Origin of the sequence: Parageobacillus sp. G301 (assembly GCF_030268025.1) — a bacterium.
Lineage (GTDB): Bacteria > Bacillota > Bacilli > Bacillales > Anoxybacillaceae > Parageobacillus_B > Parageobacillus_B toebii.
In genome coordinates this window covers 924,184-945,598 of record NZ_BSDB01000002.1, presented here as the reverse complement: position 1 = coordinate 945,598, position 21,415 = coordinate 924,184, and the positions used below count along the sequence as shown (strand labels likewise).

General features: G+C 43.7%; 16 protein-coding genes and 1 other annotated feature. Of the genes, 3 read left to right on the top strand and 13 right to left on the bottom strand.

What is annotated here, in order from left to right:
- On the top strand, positions 1-1,626 hold the full coding sequence (locus tag QSJ37_RS13490; protein WP_285755604.1) for a hypothetical protein: 1,626 nt from the start codon (positions 1-3) through the stop codon (positions 1,624-1,626).
- 44 nt (positions 1,627-1,670) lie between these two features.
- Here QSJ37_RS13490 and QSJ37_RS13485 read toward each other — a convergent pair whose 3' ends face one another.
- The 3 genes from QSJ37_RS13485 to QSJ37_RS13475 form a co-directional block, all read right to left on the bottom strand.
- A complete protein-coding gene (locus QSJ37_RS13485; protein WP_285755603.1) occupies positions 1,671-4,496 on the bottom strand; it encodes a VWA domain-containing protein in 2,826 nt (941 codons plus the stop codon).
- 83 nt (positions 4,497-4,579) lie between these two features.
- Positions 4,580-5,872: a bifunctional folylpolyglutamate synthase/dihydrofolate synthase gene (locus QSJ37_RS13480; protein WP_285756139.1), complete on the bottom strand. Its 1,293-nt coding sequence runs from the start codon at positions 5,870-5,872 to the stop codon at positions 4,580-4,582.
- A 97-nt stretch (positions 5,873-5,969) separates the two neighbouring features.
- A complete protein-coding gene (locus QSJ37_RS13475; RefSeq protein ID WP_285755601.1) occupies positions 5,970-8,612 on the bottom strand; it encodes a valine--tRNA ligase in 2,643 nt (880 codons plus the stop codon).
- Between the two features lie 44 nt (positions 8,613-8,656).
- Positions 8,657-8,893 (bottom strand) — a binding site (T-box leader).
- A gap of 155 nt (positions 8,894-9,048) precedes the next feature.
- Between QSJ37_RS13475 and QSJ37_RS13470 the strand changes: the two genes are divergently transcribed.
- Positions 9,049-9,237 carry a hypothetical protein gene (locus QSJ37_RS13470; protein WP_015864680.1) on the top strand — a complete coding sequence of 63 codons (189 nt, stop codon included), beginning with the start codon at positions 9,049-9,051 and terminating at the stop codon, positions 9,235-9,237.
- Here the strand turns inward: QSJ37_RS13470 and ysxE are convergent.
- From ysxE to hemA, 8 genes are all read right to left on the bottom strand, one after another.
- Positions 9,203-10,213: a spore coat protein YsxE gene (gene ysxE / locus QSJ37_RS13465; protein ID WP_483313614.1), complete on the bottom strand. Its 1,011-nt coding sequence runs from the start codon at positions 10,211-10,213 to the stop codon at positions 9,203-9,205. The two genes, QSJ37_RS13470 and ysxE, sit on opposite strands and share 35 nt — an antisense overlap.
- Before the next feature lie 69 nt (positions 10,214-10,282).
- On the bottom strand, positions 10,283-11,461 hold the full coding sequence (spoVID, locus tag QSJ37_RS13460) for a stage VI sporulation protein D (RefSeq protein ID WP_285755596.1): 1,179 nt from the start codon (positions 11,459-11,461) through the stop codon (positions 10,283-10,285).
- Between the two features lie 125 nt (positions 11,462-11,586).
- Positions 11,587-12,882 (bottom strand): glutamate-1-semialdehyde 2,1-aminomutase, encoded by a 1,296-nt coding sequence (gene hemL / locus QSJ37_RS13455; protein ID WP_285756138.1) that lies wholly within the window; start codon positions 12,880-12,882, stop codon positions 11,587-11,589.
- An 18-nt stretch (positions 12,883-12,900) separates the two neighbouring features.
- On the bottom strand, positions 12,901-13,878 hold the full coding sequence (gene hemB / locus QSJ37_RS13450) for a porphobilinogen synthase (RefSeq protein WP_285755594.1): 978 nt from the start codon (positions 13,876-13,878) through the stop codon (positions 12,901-12,903).
- A complete protein-coding gene (locus QSJ37_RS13445; RefSeq protein ID WP_285755592.1) occupies positions 13,859-14,659 on the bottom strand; it encodes a uroporphyrinogen-III synthase in 801 nt (266 codons plus the stop codon). The genes hemB and QSJ37_RS13445 overlap by 20 nt, the downstream gene beginning before the upstream one ends.
- Entirely contained in the window at positions 14,656-15,591 is a 936-nt protein-coding gene (gene hemC, locus QSJ37_RS13440; RefSeq protein ID WP_285755591.1) for a hydroxymethylbilane synthase, read from the bottom strand. The genes QSJ37_RS13445 and hemC overlap by 4 nt, the downstream gene beginning before the upstream one ends.
- Positions 15,592-15,605: 14 nt before the next feature.
- On the bottom strand, positions 15,606-16,439 hold the full coding sequence (ccsA, locus tag QSJ37_RS13435; protein ID WP_285755590.1) for a cytochrome c biogenesis protein: 834 nt from the start codon (positions 16,437-16,439) through the stop codon (positions 15,606-15,608).
- A 16-nt stretch (positions 16,440-16,455) separates the two neighbouring features.
- Complete coding sequence (hemA, locus tag QSJ37_RS13430; RefSeq protein WP_285755589.1) at positions 16,456-17,787, bottom strand: glutamyl-tRNA reductase; 1,332 nt, start codon at positions 17,785-17,787, stop codon at positions 16,456-16,458.
- Positions 17,788-17,952: 165 nt separating this feature from the next.
- On the opposite strand from hemA, the gene QSJ37_RS13425 reads away from it, so the two are divergent.
- Positions 17,953-18,438, top strand: coding sequence for a LiaI-LiaF-like domain-containing protein (locus QSJ37_RS13425; RefSeq protein WP_285755588.1), 486 nt, complete (start codon positions 17,953-17,955; stop codon positions 18,436-18,438).
- A gap of 46 nt (positions 18,439-18,484) precedes the next feature.
- On the opposite strand, the gene yihA is transcribed toward QSJ37_RS13425, so the two are convergent.
- Positions 18,485-19,066 (bottom strand): ribosome biogenesis GTP-binding protein YihA/YsxC, encoded by a 582-nt coding sequence (yihA, locus tag QSJ37_RS13420; RefSeq protein WP_285755587.1) that lies wholly within the window; start codon positions 19,064-19,066, stop codon positions 18,485-18,487.
- The gene (gene lon / locus QSJ37_RS13415) at positions 19,063-21,399 is read right to left on the bottom strand and encodes an endopeptidase La (protein ID WP_285755586.1); all 2,337 of its coding nucleotides are present in this window, start codon (positions 21,397-21,399) and stop codon (positions 19,063-19,065) included. Before lon ends, yihA begins: the two co-directional genes overlap by 4 nt.
- Positions 21,400-21,415 lie beyond the last annotated feature (16 nt).

Sequence of the window (21,415 nt, the reverse complement as noted above, 5' to 3'; positions counted from 1 at the left end):
ATGAACGAAAAAGGATATAGTTTGGTAGTCACGCTTCTGATTATCACTATTTTTTTCATTCTTGGCTTAACGATTTTATCTGTTGCAATTTACCAAGCGCGATTTACGGAAGTGCGCGTGGAAGATGTGGAATCGTTTCATGAAGCAACGCAAGCGATTGAAGAAACGATCGCGGAAATGAAAGTAAGGATAGATGATTTTGAGTTATCTACGCCCGGAAAATTAGATATGCAGTTAGGTACATTAATTCCTACCTTGCAACAGCGCTACAGCGTGGAAGTTAAAGATGTGACAGGCGATTATAATATCAATCGTGAAAAATTATTTACCCGTGTTTATCTTATTTCGAAATCCCACAGCAGCAAAACGGTGGAAAGACGGGTGATTTTGACAAATACCCCTAGCTTTCTAAAATATGCGATCGGATCGACAAAAGACGTTATTTTAAACGGCGGGGCGTATATTGATGGGAATATCTATGCTGGAGGAAATGCCTACGTTACAAATGTAGCAAATTACATTGATAACTCCAAAAAATATATGGAACAAACGTCATTTCCAACAACAAGCAAAACGAGTGTATTGTTTGTCAATGGAAGTTATTATTCCTGCGACCATGAAGACGGGGCACGTACTTGTTACAACATTGCGGACAACTATTTTCAGCGCATGATGGCAAACTATTCTAATAACGTGCACTTTCAATCCCAATCCCCTTCCATTCAAAAAGAACGAGAGGAATTTATTGATGTTGATTTCGAATGGACCGTAAAAGATAAGTTGTTAAACGCGGCGGGAATAGAAACATTCAGCCAAGAATATGAAACTTATATTGATAAAAGCATAAGCCAACTTTTCCATAAGCTGCAGGACCGCTTTGCTGTCTTTGACAGTGTTTCGTCATTACAAGAAAATATCGATTCAACGAATCAATCTATTATTCTTCAATCAGAAGATTCTTCGCTATTTTTCCTTGAACAGGGAGAGCTTGATTTACAAGACAAATGGCTGATTGTCAATGGTGATTTATTTTTGGGAAACAGCGTCAACACGCCAACAAAAGTTCGGGGAAATATCATCGTGCTCGGCAATTTGACAATCAGCGGGGATATTGAGCTTGATTCGACGATTTACGTCTTTGGGCGGCTTGATTCGCCGAACGTCCCTGGGCGCACGTTGATTTACAACGCTAACATAGCCGGCTGGGATGACAAAGAAGTCGTACTCCTTTCCAAAGGGCGGTTGGAAATCGCGCGAATCAATGAGTTTGAAAACAACTTTTCTTTTGGCCAGCCGAACTTAAAAGGATACTTTTATACCGACAGCAACGCTGTGCTCTATGCGGTCGGATCGTATATCAATATTCAAGGCGGCTTGTTTGCACGGGGCAACGAGCTTGAATTCGCGCCCGATTCGGACGTTTCCGGACTTGTGATCAACGCTTATCGCGGCGCGGCGGTAAAACAAGGCGGCTCTATCTCTTTTACACCTCCTCCGTCACTCGATCAAAAAGAGGAGTCCCGCTTTGTCATCCGCCATGATAAATCGGTATTTATCAATCGTGGGGAAGGATTGCCGTTTGTAAAAAAGCTGTCTCTTATTGTTGACAAATTAATCGTAAAGTAAAAAGAAAGGATGCCTAAAGCGAATGTTTAGGCATCCTTTTAATTTTACCATCTATTCTTTCCGCTTTCTCCATCGCTTCCTGAAGACGATTTCTCTTGGACAATCACCGTGATTGAATCTTTAATTTCCTGTCCATCCTTCGTTTTCGCTTTGGCAATCGCGGTAATCGTTGAATATCCGACATCTTTGGCTACGATATACCATTTCCCTTGCTGCGGGCGCACTTCGACATATTCCGGAGCGGACGATTGTACAGAGTCAAGGCGTTTATCTGTCGCATTGCTTGGAATAAAGGTTAATTGCGATTCGATGTCAAGCTCTTCTCCTACCGTCATATATAAAACTTCCTGTTGGAAACGAATCGCTTCTAATGGAACAAATGGATCGATCACCGTAATTGTCGCCGTCGCCGAAACATTGCTTCCATCCATCGCCCTCACCGTAATCTCTACCGTTCCCGGTCGAATAGCGACTACCTTACCTTGATCGACAGCAGCCACATCCGGATTGCTTGAAATCCACTCCAATGTTTTGTTTGTCGCGTCGCTTGGCTCGATCGTTACCGGAATTGTCTGCGTTTCGCCGATTTCCATCGTTTGTTTATAGTTTCCCAATGTTAATTGGCGAATGAGCTTAATATACGTAAGCGATACAGTGGTAATGCCGTCTCCTTTTGTCAATCCTCCTGACGCTTTAATGGATATGGTCGACGTTCCATCCCAAGTGACCGGAATTTCATATGGTGAATCGAGCGGCTTCCAAGCGCTATCTTGCTTTGGATTTTCAACTTTATATTCATACGTGACTCCTTCTCCTGCGACGCGTCCTGTTACTTTAACGGTTACCGGCTTGGTAACAGTCGCGCCGCTTGCGATTGGCTGGCCGTCTTCAGCTATAATTGTTACGCGCGGTTTTAAATATAGTGCTACCGTCTTATCATTATTGTACGTGACAAGAAGAATAGAATCATCGCCTTCCTGAAATTGCAGCGCCTTTACTGGAAGCATAAGCAATCCATAATTGTTTGGATGTTTCGTCGTTCCAAGCAAATTGGTTGCTGAATCAAACTCTTGCCATTTCGTAATAAGGCCGCGGCTGTCTCCTTCATAATACATATCAGGAAATTCACGCAAGCGGACTTTCATTCCAATCCGTTTGGAAGAAGCCTTTAATGACGATGTCCGCGCGCCGTATTTGCTGTCTTGGAAAGAAACAACAGCCGGCGGCAGCTGCACCCCTTCCATCGCCCAATTTGCTTGAAGCGTCATTTCAGCGGTAATCTCGTTGTTATTTAGCTGCTTATAGTCAATGACCGTATTTGGAAACGCAATCTCGGCATACTGAACGCCATTTTCCGTATATACGGTCACGTTTTTCGATGTTGCCGTAACTCCTTCCGGAAGCGGCTGAATCAATTTAATGTTGCTTATGTTTCCAGATGCATTTCCAACATAGCCAACGGCAGTTAGCGAATAACGTGCCTTGAATCGGTTCGAATCATCATCTTCATTGCCGAATTTCACTAAGTCGTCTACGTCCCTTGTGATTCCTTCTAGCGTCACCGTTCCGTCAAACGATGGCGGCACTTCGTCTTTCACAACGACCGTGACCGATTTCGTAATCGGTGCCTGTTCTACACCGTATACATCACGATACGTCAATTCCGCGTTAAACGTATATGTCCCTTTTGCTTTAAACAACACAGGAATCGGAATATTGATCGGCGGTGGTGCCGGCTGTCCTACTTTATATGGAATCGAAAGCGTGATATAGGCGTTTTCTTTCTTATCATCGAGCCAAACGTGATCCGTCTCGACAATTTCCACGTTTCCGCCAAACGAGGTTAGCGGAATTTTTATCGTTCCGCTTAACACCGGATCATTAGCGAGCTTCGAAAACTGCTGGAAAATTTCCGTTAAGTTTTGTGGCGTTCCTTGCTTCGCCTGTCCGCCTGCTGTCGATGACATCTTTTCTAAATAGCCCATGTCGACTTCTTGATTATTACCGAAGCCGATGGAATAGAGCGTTATATTGTTCATGCCGAGAGCTTTGGCCACATTCACTCCGTGAGTACGGACTTTTTCTTCGAAATCTTTATAAATTTTAGAGCCATAATATGACTCTGTTTCCTTCCCGCTTGGATAATAAACTGTTCGATCTACGCTTCTTCCATCAGCGTACAGCACATATTCAACATCTAAATCTTCTGTTACTTGTCTACATTTTTTGATTATGAATCCTTCACAAACTTTATACGTAATCGGCTCTTTCACCTTCGAAACCGTCGGCATCCCATCTGTTAAAAAAATGATATATTTTTTCCGGGTTGGGTCATTAAAAAACGACTGAGCTTGTTGCAATGACTGTGTATAGTTCGTTCCGCCATACGCGCGAAGGTCATTAGCCACGTTCGCAATCCGCTCCAAATGCTGCTTGACGTCGTATGCTCCGGTAGGAAATGGCACGACTTTATTGTATTGAACATCGCTGGAAAACGGAATAAGGGCAAATCGATCATTCGGGTTAGCGTTCGCTTTGAAATAATCTACCGCAGACTGAAGCGCATATTTTGCGCTTTGAAGCTTCAAAGGCGTCATCGACCCTGACACGTCAAACACAAACACGACATCAATTGGCGGGCGAACAATGTTGTCCACCCTGCCTTTTGGGACTAAAGTTACATCCAATCTCCCTTGCGCATCCCCGTTCGGCGGTTTCGCATATTCTGGTTGCGAAGAGGTAATCGTAAAATCTAAGGTGGCGTTATTGGAGTCATTACTTTCCCCAAACACGATATTAGTGGCATCTCCTAAATAAAAACTGAAAAACAGTGCAATAAACAACCACCAAATTTTTCTCTTCTCCGCCACACTCCTCACCCCCTATCCCTTACCAAAGTCCTATTACTTTCATTATAGCAAGACTTTTAAGCGGGAATATACAAAAATTTCATTTACATCAATAACTTTCTTACTTCCGCAATAAAGTAAAGCGATCCGGTAATCAAGAAGAGGGCATCGCTTCGTTTTTGTTTTTTCTTTTCTTTGATCCAGCCTTTCCAGTCGTCCGTCGTTGCTTTGTGCGGGTGGTTGCACAAGGCTGCAAGCTGCTCAGGCGACGCTGCGCGCGGAAAATCGAACGAAGTAAACGTTATCGTTTTGGCAATTTCGGCAAGCGGTGGAATCATTTGATCAAGCGGTTTATCGGATAACGCGGCAAATAACACATGAACATCTTTGTTTGGATAGTGCGAACGTACCGTATTAACAAGACTATGAATACCTGCCGCGTTATGAGCGCCGTCAATAATGATCAGCGGCTTATTGCTTACCCGCTCAAATCGTCCGATCCACTTCGCTTTCTCTATTCCCTCATAAATATGCTCTTTTTCAATCAAAAACGAATAGAACATCCGCAAATACTCCGCTGCCATCACCGCGAGCGCCGCGTTTTGCACCTGATGTTCTCCAAACATCGTAATTTTTAAATCAGGATATTGCGAAAATATCGTTTCCATTGAAAAACGTTCGCCATCATCTGTTGGCTCATGATGAACAATAAAAAAGTCTTTTTCTAATCGATATGTTTTCGCTTTGAGCGATTTCGCTTTTTCTGAAATAACCGCCCATGCTTCCGGTTGGTTTACCGCTGTAATCACCGGAACGCCTGATTTAATGATGCCCGCTTTTTCAAAGGCGATTTTTTCTAATGTTTCTCCTAAAAAATTCATATGGTCATAGCTGATGTTGGTGATAATGGAAAGAAGCGGATAAATGACGTTCGTCGAATCAAAGCGGCCGCCAAGTCCGGCTTCAATAAGCACAACGTCTTGAATGTTCTTTTTCCCGAAATAATAAAGCATCATCGCCGTAATAACTTCAAATTCCGTCGGCGCGCCAAGCTCAGTTTGCTCAAGCTCTTCGGCAAGCGGCTCGATTATTTGGACGAGCTCGACAATTTCTTGGTCGCGAATCGGCTTGCCGTTGACGCTGATGCGTTCGTTAAATTGCTCGACATACGGCGATGTAAACGTGCCGACAGAGTAACCTGCCGCTTGTAAAATATGGCGCAAATAGCTTACCGTTGACCCTTTTCCGTTTGTTCCAGCAACGTGAATCGCTCTCACGCGGCGCTCTGGATTCCCAAGCTTTTCCATAAACCATTCCATCCGTTTTAGCCCTGGTTTTATTCCTAATCGCAAACGGCCGTGAATCCACTCTAGCGCCTCTTCATATGTACGAATCATCATATTTCTCCCCCTTACTAACATAAGATGATGAGAAAAGACGAATCCAAAGTGCTTTGGATTCGTCTTCATGATAAAAGAAGCGGCGATGCATTGTCTATTTTTTTAATTCGGCAAGGCGCGCACGGACAGCTTCGCGTTTTTCTAAGTAGTCTTTTTCTTTTTTCCGTTCTTCTTCCACCACGTGCGCAGGCGCTTTCGTAAGGAACCCTTCATTGCTTAACTTTTTCTGCACGCGCTCGACTTCTTTGTTGAGTTTTTCAAGTTCTTTTTCGAGCCGTTTGATTTCTTCTTCGATGTTAATGAGCCCTTCAAGCGGTAAGATTAATTCCGCACCGGTAACAACCGCTGTCATCGCTTTTTCCGCAGCTGGGATGTCGGTTGCAATCAACAGTTCGCTCGGATTGCAGAACCGTTCTAAATATACGCGGTTCTTTTCCAATGTCGCTTGAATATGCTCGTCTTTTGCTTTAATGTGCAGCTTGATTGGTTTGCTTAACGGTGTGTTCACTTCGGCGCGAATGTTGCGAACCGCGCGGATAATGTCCACAAGCAAACGCATTTCTTCCGCCGCTTCGTGGTTGGAAAGCTCTGGACGAACTTCCGGCCATTTCGCTACCGTAATTGACTCTCCTTCATGTGGAAGGTGCTGCCAAATTTCCTCGGTAATGAACGGCATGAACGGATGAAGCAGGCGCATTGTATTGTCAAGCACATATGCTAATACAGAACGCGTCGTTTTCTTCGCTGCTTCATCATCCCCATAAAGCGGAAGCTTCGCCATTTCAATATACCAATCGCATAAATCATCCCAAATGAAGTTATACAACACGCGGCCGACCTCACCGAATTCATATTTCTCGGCAAGTTTTGTCACCGTTTCAATCGTTTCGTTTAAACGCGTTAAAATCCAATGGTCCGCCACCGTTTTTTCTCCGCTTAAATCAAGCTGGTCGTACGTCATTCCGCCCATGTTCATCAGCGCGAAGCGGGACGCATTCCAAATTTTATTGGCAAAATTCCATGTCGCTTCGACTTTTTCCGTACTAAAGCGCAAATCTTGCCCAGGCGAGCTTCCAGTAGCCAAGAAGAAGCGAAGCGAATCGGCGCCATACTGGTCGATGACATCCATCGGGTCAACCCCGTTGCCGAGCGATTTGCTCATTTTTCTTCCTTGCGCGTCACGGACAAGACCATGGATTAATACATCTTTAAACGGTCTTTCCCCGGTAAATTCAAGACCTTGGAAAATCATGCGCGATACCCAGAAGAAAATGATGTCATATCCAGTGACAAGCACATCGGTTGGATAATAACGTTTGTAATCCGGTGCCTCTGTATCCGGCCAGCCCATCGTTGAAAATGGCCATAGGGCAGAGCTGAACCATGTATCTAGCACATCAGGGTCTTGCTCCCAGTTTTCGATATCAGCCGGCGGTTCATGATCGACATAAATTTCTCCTGTTTCTTTATGGTACCAAGCCGGGATGCGATGCCCCCACCATAATTGACGAGAAATACACCAGTCGCGAATGTTTTCCAACCAATGCAAATACGTTTTTTCGAAACGTTCCGGAATGAAGTGCACTTTTCCTTCCGTTTTTTGCAGCTGAATGGCAGCTTCCGCGAGCGGCTTCATTTTGACAAACCATTGCGTCGACAAATACGGCTCCACAACCGCTCCGCTGCGTTCGCTATGTCCAACCGAATGCACATGTTCTTCGATTTTAAATAGCACGCCTTGTTCTTGCAAATCTTTGACGATTTGCTTGCGGCATTCAAAACGATCCAACCCTTGATATTGCATTGCGTTTTCATTCATCGTACCATCTTCGTTCATAACGAGGATGCGCGGCAAGTTGTGGCGGTTTCCGATTTCAAAGTCATTCGGGTCATGTGCCGGCGTAATTTTCACGGCACCCGATCCGAATTCCATATCGACATACTCATCGGCGATAATCGGAATTTCGCGGCCGACAATCGGCAAAATAACCGTTTTGCCAATGAGATGTTTATAGCGCTCGTCATCTGGGTGAACGGCAACCGCCGTATCGCCGAGCATCGTTTCCGGACGGGTCGTTGCCACTTCGATATATCCGGAGCCGTCGGCAAGCGGATAGCGCATATGATAAAGCGCGCCTTTTACTTCTTTATAAATCACTTCAATATCCGATAACGCCGTTTTTGTTACCGGATCCCAGTTAATAATGTATTCGCCTCGATAAATAAGCCCTTTTCGGTAAAGCGATACGAACACTTCGCGAACCGCTTTCGATAAACCTTCATCTAACGTAAAGCGCTCACGCGTATAATCGAGGCCAAGCCCTAATTTTGCCCATTGCTGGCGAATGTGGCTCGCGTATTCTTCTTTCCATTTCCACGTTTCTTCGAGAAACTTTTCCCGTCCTAAATCATAGCGGGAAAGTCCTTGCTTGCGAAGCTTTTCTTCTACTTTTGCCTGTGTGGCGATTCCGGCATGGTCCATTCCCGGAAGCCATAGAACGTCATAGCCTTGCATCCGCTTCATGCGTGTAATAATATCCTGCAGCGTCGTATCCCACGCATGTCCTAAATGGAGTTTCCCTGTGACGTTTGGCGGCGGGATGACAATCGTAAACGGCTTTTTATCAGGATCGCCCGTCGTTTCAAAAAATTTCCCGTCAAGCCACCATTGATATCGATTGGCTTCTACAGCTTTATGGTCGTATTTCGTAGACATTGTAATATCTTTTTGTTCCATTCTGTTTTCCCTCCTTCTTATCAATAAAAAACTCCTTTCATCCTAAAAAGGACGAAAGGAGACTCTTTCGCGGTACCACCTTTTTTCTTAAGCAAAAAATTTGCTTAAGCACTTCATTGCGATAACGGTCTGCGACCGGCTTCCTCTACTAGGCAAACACCGTTCAAAGAAGCAGCTCCAGGGCGACCTTCCAACGATAACCGTCCTAGGAAATCTCGCAGCTACTGATTTCCCTCTCTGAAGGCGTTATTCGTTGTACTCTTCCCTGTCTTCGCTTTTTTATTATTTTTCTGTTTATTATACTACGAAAAACTTGTTTCATCGTCAATCATCTTTGCCAAGTTTTTATTTATTTATTCCATTCCTTCGTTTTTGGTGACAAAAACAATATCCAATCATATTTTAATAGTAACATGCACGAGGGAGGAAATGCTCAATGAAACGATTTAACTATTATTCATGGCCGCCATGGCTTCGGCAAATTCGTGCCGTTTGTGCGCAAGTGATTATTCCAATTACGATTTTTCAAGCGATTCGCACCATTTTTTTACCTACAACGTTTGATGTCATCTTATTGGCCATTTTTGTGCTTATTGCGGTGGCGTTTCATCTGGAGTGGATTTAGCTTCTTCCGCTTCTTTTCGCTGGACAAGGCGCATGACGACATACTCCATATTTTTCATTGTAAAGTAACGGCGCTGCAGTTCGGAAACATATTCCCGTTCACTTTTTCTGTTTTGCCGCTTCATCTCGTACTCATAAATGCAGCGATATAAAAAATGCGGCTGCGCAAGATGGCTGAAAAGAAAGGACCATTCCTCTTCTAACATTGGCAACGTTTTTCCGTATTCTTCTACTCCTTCCACCCATTCATCACCGATCGGCGGAAATGTGCGCATATGATAACGAAGCGCAATGATTACATCGAAAAGTGGAGAGTTCCAACTGGCGCGTTCCCAACTAAAAAAATGGCGATTGCCATTTTCCAACTCTATATAATGTGAAAGCCGTGCCTTTCCGTGAATCCAAGCAATTCTCCATTTTTTTGTTTCTTTCATTTTTTCATACCATTTCTCTAGCTCCGTTTCCGCAAACCAATACGCTTGCATTGTTTCATGAAAATACGTGCAGCATTGCAGCTGAAACGGAGACATATACCATGCATTTTCGCACTTTTCCACATATGATTGCAAAAAGGCACGTTGCCTTTCCCATTCTCTTTTTTTATTCTCATAGTAATTTCTTATCTCTTCTTCGTTAATATCTATTTGTTTGAGTGACTTTTGATGTAAATAAGCGAGGTCGCGAAAAAAAGAGCGGACATGTTCTCGTTTTTCTTTTCTCTCAGCGGATGAAATCCATGGCATTAAATAATAATGCCGGCCATACGATACAAACGGAAAACCTTGTTTTGACAAGTAAAGAGGAACAGATTGCTTTCCATAAAAAATATACGATTGTTGAATGGCTGCCATTTCCCTGGCGTTCGTTATTTCTTTTAAAGCAAATAGACCAGCGTTCGTATGGATTTTTTTTACTTTCCCGTAATCATCGACGCGAAACGGCTTTAACCCGTATTGCTGTAAAATGGGCGTATACATTTCGATGCGTTCTCTGTTCAACGAAACGACCCCCTCCATAAAAAGAAGTGAGGAATCATGTTTCCCTCACTACGAAGAGCGGCTTCCCGCTAGTGCCGGTATATATAACAATTGCCCTTCATGGATTTCCTCAGGGCTTTCCAATTGGTTGACACGAAGCAGCTGCTGGACGGTTATATCGTACCGCTCGGCGATCTTGTCCAACGAATCTCCTTGCTGAACGATGCAAATTTTTACTTTCGTAAATTCCTCTTCTTGATTCTTCGCAAATAGTTTCGTTAAGTACAACGCATTTTCACTCTTTACTTTTTGTTTTTCGTTTTCATCTACTTCTTCTTCCATTTCATCAGCATCTTTTTCTTTCATCGATCCAATCGATACTTTTGCTTCTTGTTGTGGGACAACGTTTTCTTCTTCTGCTTTCACCGCTTCCTTTTCTTCTAGTTGTGCGGCCGTTTCTTCCGGTTTTTCCAGCTGCGCGGCTGTTTCTTCTTTTTCTTCTGTTTTTTCTAGCTGTGCGGCTTTTTCTTTCGTTTTTTCTAGCCGCTCGGCTGTTTCTTCCAGCTGTTCATTGTTATTTAGCGGCACGGCTGTTTCTTCTTCCTGTTTTGTTTCTTCGCGATGGGTAGCCGTCATTTCTTGTGCTTCGTCTTCATTTTGTTCCTGCGGTGCATGATTGAAAATAGAAGATGTCTCTTCTTCCAATTGTTGTTTTCTTTGTTCTTCCTCGTATACTTCTTTGCGCGCGACAACTTCAAACGGTTCAAACAACAGGTCTTCGTCTTCTTCCTCTACTAACGAAGGTTCATAATGTTCATCCAGCGGCGCTTCGCTAATTCCGCTGATCGAAATATCCGCTGTCACTAGCAATCTTCCATTTTCATCTAAATCATAATCGAACGATTCTACTGTCACATACACATCTTCTAAATGTTGAATGCGGTTTTTTGGAATCGTAATATCGATTGGGAAACGATGCGATAATTCGCTAATGCCGTCTTCGCGCGTAGAAATATGCTGAACAAATCGATGGCTTGCAAAGTCGAAAGGATCCGCGCTGCTTTCTTCCCCTTCAGCCATTCGATATTCTCCGCTTAATTCTAACGCTCCGCGAATCGTAATATACTGTTCATATTCATCAACCGAAACGATCGGATCCAGCGAAATAGAGAGAAATTCAGCGACTTCCTGTCCTTTTTTAAACCAGATCGATTCCTCAAGGGAAAACCGCAAATACGATTGCTCCAACCCAAACTCCTCCTTCCGTCCCTTCCAACAAAATTTTCTATGACATTACTCATTGTATGAAGGACGGATGAGCAATATGAATAAAAAAATCGGGCTGCCCATCAAAAGATGGACAACCCTTTCTTTTACTTCCCTTCACGAATTTTCGCAAACGCGCGCTCTGCAGCGGCGATTGTTTTTTCAATATCTTCATCCGTATGTTCCGTGGACAAAAATAATCCTTCAAATTGCGACGGAGGAAGGAAAATTCCTTGTTCCGCCATTTCGCGATAATATGCCGCGAACATTTCTAAATTTGATGTTTTCGCTTTTTCGTAGTTTGTTACTTCTTCATTCGTAAAGAAGAAACCAATCATGGAGCCAGCGCGGTTAATCGTATGCGGGATTTCGTATTTTTCCGCCGCTTCGCGCAATCCTTTTTCCAATCGATCCGCTTTTTTGCGGAATTCATCGTATGTTTCCGGCGTCAGCTGAATCAATGTTTCATATCCGGCCGTCATAGCGAGCGGATTTCCCGATAAGGTGCCAGCTTGATAAACCGGACCGCTCGGCGCGACTTTTTCCATAATTTCCGCTTTTCCGCCATACGCTCCGACTGGCAATCCGCCGCCAATGACTTTTCCAAGACACGTCAAATCCGGTTCAATGCCAAAATAGCCTTGCGCACAATGATAATCGACACGGAATCCTGTCATGACCTCATCAAAAATAAGAAGGGCTCCATATTGTTTTGTTATATCTCGCAATCCTTGCAAAAAGCCTGGAACCGGCGGAACGACACCCATGTTTCCCGCAACCGGCTCGACGATGACAGCGGCGATATCTTCGCCAAACCGTTCAAATGCGTAGCGGACGCTTTCTAAATCGTTATAAGGGACAGTAATCGTATTTTGCGCCACCGCTTCCGGAACACCAGGGCTATCCGGCAACCCAAGCGTCGCTACTCCTGAGCCAGCTTTGATCAGCAACGAGTCGCCATGGCCGTGATAGCTTCCTTCAAATTTAACAATTTTATTGCGTCCCGTGTAACCGCGTGCTAACCGAATCGCACTCATCGTCGCTTCCGTTCCGGAGTTCACCATACGAACTATTTCGACGGACGGCACCCGTTCAATCACTAATTTCGCTAACTCGTTTTCAATCAATGTCGGGGCGCCAAAGCTTGTGCCGTTTTCCGTTACTTTTTTTAACGCCTCGACAACACGAGGATTCGCATGACCTAAAATAAGCGGACCCCATGACAACACATAATCAATATATTCATTGCCGTCGATATCGTAAATTTTCGAACCTTTGCCTCGCGCCATAAAAATTGGTGTCATTTTTACGGATTTAAACGCGCGCACCGGGCTGTTGACACCGCCTGGCAACAGCCGGACCGCTTCCTCATACGCTGCTTTCGAACGTTCATAGCTTCGCACCATTTACGGTTCTCCTTTCTATTCTTTTAGCCAGCGAGCCGCATCTTTAGCAAAATACGTCATAATTAAATCAGCGCCTGCCCGCTTCATGCCAGTAAGCATTTCCATGACAATTTCTTTTTCATTAATCCATCCGTTTTGCGCCGCTGCTTTGACCATCGAATATTCACCGCTGACATTATAGGCGACAAGCGGGAGATGGAAATGGTTTTTAATGTCACGGATAATATCCATATATGCGAGCGCTGGTTTTACCATTAAAAAGTCCGCGCCTTCACGCACATCCGATTCCGCTTCGCGGAACGCCTCGAGGCGATTGGCCGGATCCATTTGATATGTTTTCCGGTCGCCGAATTGCGGCGCGCTGTCCGCAGCATCACGGAACGGACCGTAAAATGCGGACGCATATTTAATCGCATACGACATAATTGGCACATTCGTAAATCCGGCTTCATCGAGTCCTTGGCGAATCGCAGCAACAAAACCGTCCATCATATTAGAAGGTGCGATAATATCCGCGCCCGCTTTCGCTTGGCTGACGGCTGTTTTTACAAGCAATTCAAGCGACGGATCGTTTAACACTTGCTCGTTTTCGACCACACCGCAATGTCCATGGCTTGTATATTCACATAAACATGTGTCGGCAATAACAACGACATCTGGATAATTTGCTTTGATTTGGCGGATCGCCTCCTGAACGATCCCATGCTCACAATATGCTTGTGAACCGACTTCATCTTTTTCTGCCGGCACACCGAAAATGATTACTGATTTAATGCCTAGTTGGACGACTTCATCCATTTCCTCATTTAAACGGTCAAGAGAAAATTGATAGATCCCTGGCATGGATGGTATTTCCCGTTTTACCCCTTTTTCTTCGACGACAAAAATCGGATAAATAAGATCGTCTACATGAAGATGTGTTTCTCTCACCATCGCTCGCAAATTCGCACTTTGCCGCAGACGGCGATGGCGGTCAAATTGTAATGTTGCCATTTATTTTTCCCTCCATCGTTCTTTTTGCAAAATATAATTCCATTTCTTTTATCATATCATCAATCGTATACTCGTCTGGACAAATATGCACGGCAAGCCCCGCTTTTTCCGCTGTTTCCTTCGTAATGGGACCGATGCAGGCGATCACGCAACCGCTAAGCAGTGAAGCGATATCTTCTTCTTCCATCATACGTATAAAGCTTTGTACGGTAGAGGAACTTGTAAACGTGATCACATCCAGTTTTCTTTCCCGCAATAGATATAGCAATTGTTCTTTTCCTGATTCATTCATCAACGTTTCATACACAATAAGGTCCGTGACGTCTGCCCCCATATTGATCAGCGCATCACGCAATACCGGCCTTGCTAAATTTCCTTTCACTAAAAGAACGCGGTCGTGCGGCTTAACAAGCGGTTTTAGCGCCTCGATCACTCCTTCGGCGACAAATTCGTCAGGGACAACGGCAGGAGAAACGCCATACGCTTTTAAAGCCGCCGCCGTTTTCTTTCCGACTACCACCACTTTTGGAAGAGGCGGTTCCTTTTTGACAAATGGGAAGAAAAAACGGACACCGTTTGCACTTGTAAAAATGAGCCAATCATAATCGGGAAGCTTGTGCACACATCGTTCAATTTCTTCGCGATGGGAAGAAGGAGAAATCGAAATAAGCGGAATTTCAATCGGCGTTGCTCCTGCTTGGCGCAGCTTTTCAGAGAACGCTTTCGCCTGTTCTTTTCCTCTTGTCACAAGCACCGTTTTTCCCGACAACGGACCGCTCACTGTCGATTCATCTCCTCTTTGATACGATCAATTAATGCTTTCGCACCGCGCTCTATTAACATTTTTGCAGCGATCGTTCCGACTTCTTCCGGATTCGATCCGCTTGCCGTTTCCTTATATATCTCTTTTCCGTCTGGAGAAGCAACAAGAGCGGTTAAAACGATATCCTCACGATTGTCAATATACGCATATCCCGCAATCGGCACTTGACAGCCGCCTTCCATTTGCCGTAAAAATGCACGTTCCGCCAACACAGCCCGCTCGGTATGAACATCGTTTAATTTTTGTAGCCACTCCCGCAATTCTTCATCATTTTCGCGGCATTCCACCGCCAGTGCTCCTTGTCCAACAGCAGGGAGACATACATCTGTTGATAAATATTCCGTAATGACATCTCTTGCCCAGCCCATGCGCACTAATCCGGCCGCCGCAAGAATAATGGCGTCGTAATCTTCGTTTTGCAGCTTCGCAAGTCTCGTATCGATATTGCCGCGAATCCATTTGATCTTTAAATCCGGCCGTTTCGCCATTATTTGTGCAGAACGGCGCAAACTGCTTGTCCCAACAATCGCTCCGCTTGGAAGATTCGCAAACGTTTCTTGGTTTTTACTAATCAACACATCATGATGATCCTCACGCGGCGGCACGCAGCCAATGATAAGACCATCAGGCAAAACAGCGGGCATATCTTTCATGCTATGTACTGCCATATCAATTTCGCCGTTTAGCATTGCTTGCTCAATTTCTTTTACGAACAATCCTTTGCCGCCAACTTTGGATAATGTCACATCAACAATTTTGTCTCCTTTGGTGGCAATTTCTTTTACTTCAAATTCAAACGGCGCTCCTAATTGCCGAAGCCGCTCGATGACCCAGTTCGTCTGGGTGAGCGCAAGTTTGCTGCGGCGCGATCCGACGATGATTTTTCGCATCTTTCATTCCTCCACTACGAATACCAAAAATGAAATTTCGATAAACTACCCAATAAGAAAAAGTTTACCAATAAAAATAAAAATGAGCCGATATTCCATAGTGCAATCATTTTTCCTTGCACTTGCTGGACAATGCGTTTGTAAAAGTAAATGCTGTACACTGCAAGTACAACAAACGAACCTAATACTTTCACATCATACCAATGAAAATCTTCCACTTTGATATAGGCCCAAATCACTCCAAGAATTAATCCTAATAACAACATAGGCAATCCAATTAAATTTAAAACATAAGACATAAAATCTAATTTCGTTAAATCAGCCATCCGCCATAACCGTTCTCCCCATTTTTTCCGTTTCAATAAGCTGTATTGCAACATGTACAATACCGAAAAAATAAACGAAAGCGAAAACGCCGCATATGCCAATAATGCCATTGTAATATGAATCACTAGCAATTCAGATATCAGCTTCTCGGCAACAGCCGGTGATTGATGGTGATTTGGTGCGAACGTATGAATCGCCAAAATTAAAAACGCTAGCACGTTCGTAAAAAAGACGATAAAATCAACGCGCAGCAACCGGTTGATGATAAGAGATAACGTAATGAGCAACCACGCGTAAAAATAAAGCCCCTCCGACATCGTTAAAATTGGGAAACGCCCTGTCTGTATGATGCGAAACAAGAAAAAGAACGTTTGAAACATCCAAACAATAGAAAGTAACCAGAAAGCGACTTGATTCGCCTTCCGGTTACGTTGGAGAAAATCAGTAAAATATAAAAGTATAGACAATACGTACAAAAGAATAGACAGCTCATATAACCGGGGCATGGTCATCTCTAACATATGCCAAAATCCTCTCTTATGACTGTAGAGACGGCATAGCGGCGCGTTGACCATCCGTTTTTGCTTGCTTTTGTGCTTTCACTTCATCTTCGATATTAAAAATTTTCATAAACAATTGCAACGCTTCTTCGGCATTTGGTTCAGCTGCCAACTCTTTTGCCCGTAAAATCGGATCGCGCAGCAATTGATTAATAATGCTTTTTGTGTGTTTGTTCAATACTTTCCGGTCACGTTCCGATAAATGCGGCAATTTCCGTTCAATGCTCCGCATTGTCTCCGCTTGAATCGCCAGCGCTTTTTCACGAAGCGCCGCAATAACAGGCACAACGCCGAGCGTATGAAGCCATTGCTGGAAGGCAACAAGCTCTGTTCCGATCATACGTTCAATTTGCTCCGCCGCTTTTTTGCGCTCTTCTAAATTCGCTTGCACGATTCCCTCTAAATCGTCAATATCATATAAAAAGACGCTTTCTAACTCGGCAAGCGCTGGGTCTAAATCTCGCGGAACAGCGATATCGACCATAAATAGCGGGCGCCCTTTCCGCATTTTTTCTACATGAACCATCATTTCTTTCGTGATGATATAATCTTTTGCTCCAGTAGAGCTAATAACAATGTCCGCTTCCAGAAGTGTACAGGATAGCTCACAAAGCGATTTTGCCGTACCTGAAAACTTTTCCGCCAGCTGCTTTGCTTTTTCGAGCGTGCGGTTGACAACGGTTACTTTTCCTACGCCACTTCCATATAAATTTTGCGCAGCCAGTTCTCCCATTTTGCCAGCGCCGATAATTAAAACATGTTTCGAAGATAAATCCCCAAAAATCTTTTTCGCCAATTCTACTGCCGCATAACTTACAGACACGGCGTTTGCGCCGATTTCTGTTTCGGAATGGGCGCGCTTTGCAAATGTAACCGCCTGCTTGAATAACTGATTAAATATTGTACCAATCGTTCCATTTTCTTGTGCAAGAAGATAACTTGATTTTACTTGACCTAAAATTTGTGTTTCTCCTAAAATCATCGAATCTAAACCAGAAGCAACACGGAATAAATGTTCGACTGCTGCCTCATTTTCCATAATGTTTAAATAAGGTGTAAGTGCATCGATTTCCATATGAAACCAATTAGCCAAAAATGATTTTATATAATAACGACCGGTATGCAGCTGATCAACAACTGCATAAACTTCGGTACGATTGCATGTAGAAACAATCACATTTTCTAAAATGCTTTTTTGCTGCTGCAATTGCTTCATTGCATCGACCAATTCCGACTCACTAAACGTGAGTTTTTCACGGATTTCAACAGGGGCCGTTTTATAGTTTACGCCAACAACAACAATATGCACTTCCTTTATACCCCCTTAATCAAGTACATAAATATCTTTTTTTATTATAGCACATATGTCTTTCTACTTTATGAAAAAAGTGTGAACACGCTCGAAAGCATATGATAAACTTTATACAGTATAAGTGTATCACAAAAAAGTTTGTCGAAAAACTGGGAGGAACCGATGAAAAAACAAGCTGCGTTCTCTGGCATTATTCTTGTTGGACTGGGCGTTTACTTTTTAGCCAATCAGCTTCACTCCTCATTTGCCCATCTTTTTCAAGACTGGCCAACGCTGTTAATGATTCTCGGGGCGGCGCTGATCGGCCAAGCGTATTCCACCCGTGAATACCAACATCTATTTCCAGGCATCATTTTGTTTGGATTCGGACTTCACATTTTACTTGTCCATTGGTTCAAACAATGGCCAAATCATATCGGCGTCTTTTTCTTTATCATTGCGATAGCGTTTTTCATTAGCTCCCGAAAAGTAAAAAGCGGCCTTGGCCAAAGCATCTTTTTTTTAGCATTAGCCTTTATTATGCTGTTTTCCGAACAATTTCAGCCGCTGTTTTATATTGTCGAAACAGGCATTGCATCGATTTGGAAGTTTTGGCCGCTTGGGCTAATCCTTGCGGGTATATACATATTATTGGTAAAGAGGAAATAATCCATACAAAAAACACCAGCCTCGTTTCATGCTGGTGTTTTTTCGATTATAGGAATCGCTCCAATGCTGCCCATGCTTCTTCTTTTCCTTGGCCTGTTTCTGCCGAAAAAAGAATAAGTTCATCATCATCCATGATGTTCAACGTTTCACGGACAACTTTTAAATGCTTTTGCCATTTTCCCCTCGGAACTTTATCGGCTTTCGTCGCGATGATAATCGTCGGAATTTGATAATGCTTTAAAAACTCATACATCATGACATCATCTTTCGTCGGCGGGTGCCGCAAGTCGACGATCAGAACAACTGCGCGCAGCTGTTCTCTTGTCGTAAAATACGTTTCCATCATTTTTCCCCATGCTTCCCGCTCTTTCTTTGAAACCCTCGCAAATCCATATCCCGGCACATCAACAAAGTAAAGCGATTCATTAATAAGGTAAAAATTTAATGTTTGCGTTTTTCCCGGTTTCGATGACGTGCGCGCCAAATTTTTTCGATTAATCATTTTATTAATAAAAGAAGATTTGCCGACATTGGAACGACCAGCGAGCGCAAACTCCGGCAGCGCACTATCTGGATATTGTTCCGGTTTCACCGCACTGACGGCGATTTCTGCTTTTGTCACGTTCATTGTTGATCCCCTGCCAATGCATGTTGTAGTACCTCATCTAAATGGGAAACGAGCACAAATTGCAAATCATTTTTTACCACATCCGGAATATCTTCTAAATCTTTTTCATTGTCCTTTGGCAAAATTACTTTTTTCAAACCGGCGCGATGGGCGCTTAACGTTTTTTCTTTTAATCCGCCAATTGGAAGCACGCGGCCGCGCAATGTAATTTCTCCCGTCATGCCAACAAATCGGTTTACCGGCCGGCCTGTTAGCGCGGAAATGAGCGCAGTCGCAATCGTGATACCAGCGGATGGTCCGTCTTTTGGCACGGCGCCTTCTGGTACGTGAATATGAATATCGTATTTTTCATGAAATTCAGGGTCAATCCCAAGCTGTTCAGCTCGAGAACGCACGTAACTAAATGCTGCTTGTGCGGATTCTTTCATGACATCGCCTAATTTTCCTGTTAACACAAGCTTCCCTTTTCCCGGTGCAAGCGATACTTCAATGGATAGCGTATCACCGCCAAACGCTGTGTAGGCAAGGCCTGTCGCCACGCCGACTTGATCTTCCAATTCCGCTTGGCCGTAACGGTATTTTCTTTTTCCTAAAAATTCTTCTATATTTTTCTCTGTAATGATGACGCGTTTTTTCTCCTTAGAAACAATGAGACGTGCAGCTTTTCGGCAAATCGCAGCGATCTGTCGCTCCAATTCGCGCACACCTGCTTCTCGTGTATAATAGCGAATAATGCCCATCATCGCGTCATCACGTACTTGCAACGATGATTTTTTTAATCCATGCTCTTTTAATTGTTTTGGAAACAAATGACGTTTAGCGATTTGCAATTTTTCTACTTCCGTATAGCCTGGAATTGTAATAATTTCCATACGATCCAAAAGCGGCTGTGGAATCGTTGCTAAGTTATTTGCTGTCGCAATAAACATTACTTTCGATAAATCATACGGTTCTTCAATATAATGGTCGCTAAATGTATGGTTTTGTTCCGGATCTAACACTTCAAGAAGCGCCGCAGATGGATCGCCGCGAAAATCACTCGACATTTTATCAATTTCATCTAATAAAAATACCGGATTAATCGTTCCCGCTTTTTTCATCCCTTGAATAATTCGGCCAGGCATCGCGCCGACGTATGTGCGACGATGGCCACGAATTTCTGATTCATCGCGAACACCGCCTAACGAAATGCGAACAAATCGGCGGTTCAGCGACTTAGCAATCGAACGAGCAAGCGACGTTTTCCCGACCCCTGGCGGTCCTGCTAAACAAAGAATCGGACCTTTTAATGATTTCGTTAATTGCTGCACAGATAGAAATTCGAGCACCCGTTCTTTTACTTTTTCTAGGCCGTAATGATCTTCATTTAATATCGCTTCCGCCCGTTTGATATCATGAATATCTTCTGTTTGGGTTGACCAAGGAAGCGCAATGAGCCAGTCTAAATAGTTGCGAATCACCGCGCTTTCCGCTGAGGTCGCTGGTATTTTTTCATAGCGGTCGAGCTCTTTAAGCGCCGTTTCTTTTACATGACTTGGCATGCCGGCTGCTTCGATTTTTTCTTTTAATGCTTCGACTTCTCCTGCTTTTCCTTCTTTTTCACCAAGCTCTTTTTGAATTGCCTTCATTTGTTCGCGCAAGTAATATTCTTTTTGTGTACGTTCCATCGATTGCTTGACGCGCATGCTAATCTTTTTCTCAAGCTGCAGCACTTCTTTTTCATTATGCAGGATTTGAATAATTTTATGAATGCGTTCTTTCACATCGATCGTTTCAAGGATGCGTTGTTTTTCCTCTAGTTTAAGCGGCAAATGGGAAGCGATAATATCCGCCATTCGTCCCGGCTCATCGATATCTGCAATGGAAGCATAAATATCGGCTGACAATCTTTTTGATAAATTTATGTATTGTTCAAAGTATTCGAGCATCGTCCGTTTCAACGCTTCGTCCTCTAAATCTTTCGTTGTGCGATCTACAAACTTTTCTACTTTTACCATAAAATACGGTTCTTCACTTACTGTCTCGGTAATGATTGCACGCGCGATTCCTTCCACCAGCACGCGAAACGTTCCGTTCGGAAGTTTAAGCAACTGTTTTACGCGCGCAAGTGTCCCCATTTGATATAAATCATCCATATCAGGTTCATCAATGGAAACATCTTTTTGCGATGTCAACAAAATGATGTGATCTTCCACCATTGCTGTTTCAAGCGCTTTTACCGATTTCTCCCGCCCCACATCTAAATGCAAGACCATCGTTGGGAACACAAGCAGCCCCCTTAGTGGCAAAAGAGGAACGACAAGCTCTTTTTTCTTCACCACGAACACCTCCATATCTCACTTCTATTCG

Excerpts from the sequence above, each read along its gene's own strand:
- QSJ37_RS13490 (WP_285755604.1), top strand. The coding sequence starts at position 1 with ATGAACGAAAAAGGATATAGTTTGGTAGTCACGCTTCTGATTATCACT.
- QSJ37_RS13480 (WP_285756139.1), bottom strand. The coding sequence starts at position 5,872 with ATGATTCGTACATATGAAGAGGCGCTAGAGTGGATTCACGGCCGTTTG.
- QSJ37_RS13475 (WP_285755601.1), bottom strand. The coding sequence starts at position 8,612 with ATGGAACAAAAAGATATTACAATGTCTACGAAATACGACCATAAAGCT.
- QSJ37_RS13470 (WP_015864680.1), top strand. The coding sequence starts at position 9,049 with ATGAAACGATTTAACTATTATTCATGGCCGCCATGGCTTCGGCAAATT.
- ysxE (WP_483313614.1), bottom strand. The coding sequence starts at position 10,213 with ATGTATACGCCCATTTTACAGCAATACGGGTTAAAGCCGTTTCGCGTC.
- hemB (WP_285755594.1), bottom strand. The coding sequence starts at position 13,878 with ATGGCAACATTACAATTTGACCGCCATCGCCGTCTGCGGCAAAGTGCG.
- hemC (WP_285755591.1), bottom strand. The coding sequence starts at position 15,591 with ATGCGAAAAATCATCGTCGGATCGCGCCGCAGCAAACTTGCGCTCACC.
- ccsA (WP_285755590.1), bottom strand. The coding sequence starts at position 16,439 with ATGTTAGAGATGACCATGCCCCGGTTATATGAGCTGTCTATTCTTTTG.
- QSJ37_RS13425 (WP_285755588.1), top strand. The coding sequence starts at position 17,953 with ATGAAAAAACAAGCTGCGTTCTCTGGCATTATTCTTGTTGGACTGGGC.
- yihA (WP_285755587.1), bottom strand. The coding sequence starts at position 19,066 with ATGAACGTGACAAAAGCAGAAATCGCCGTCAGTGCGGTGAAACCGGAA.
- lon (WP_285755586.1), bottom strand. The coding sequence starts at position 21,399 with ATGGAGGTGTTCGTGGTGAAGAAAAAAGAGCTTGTCGTTCCTCTTTTG.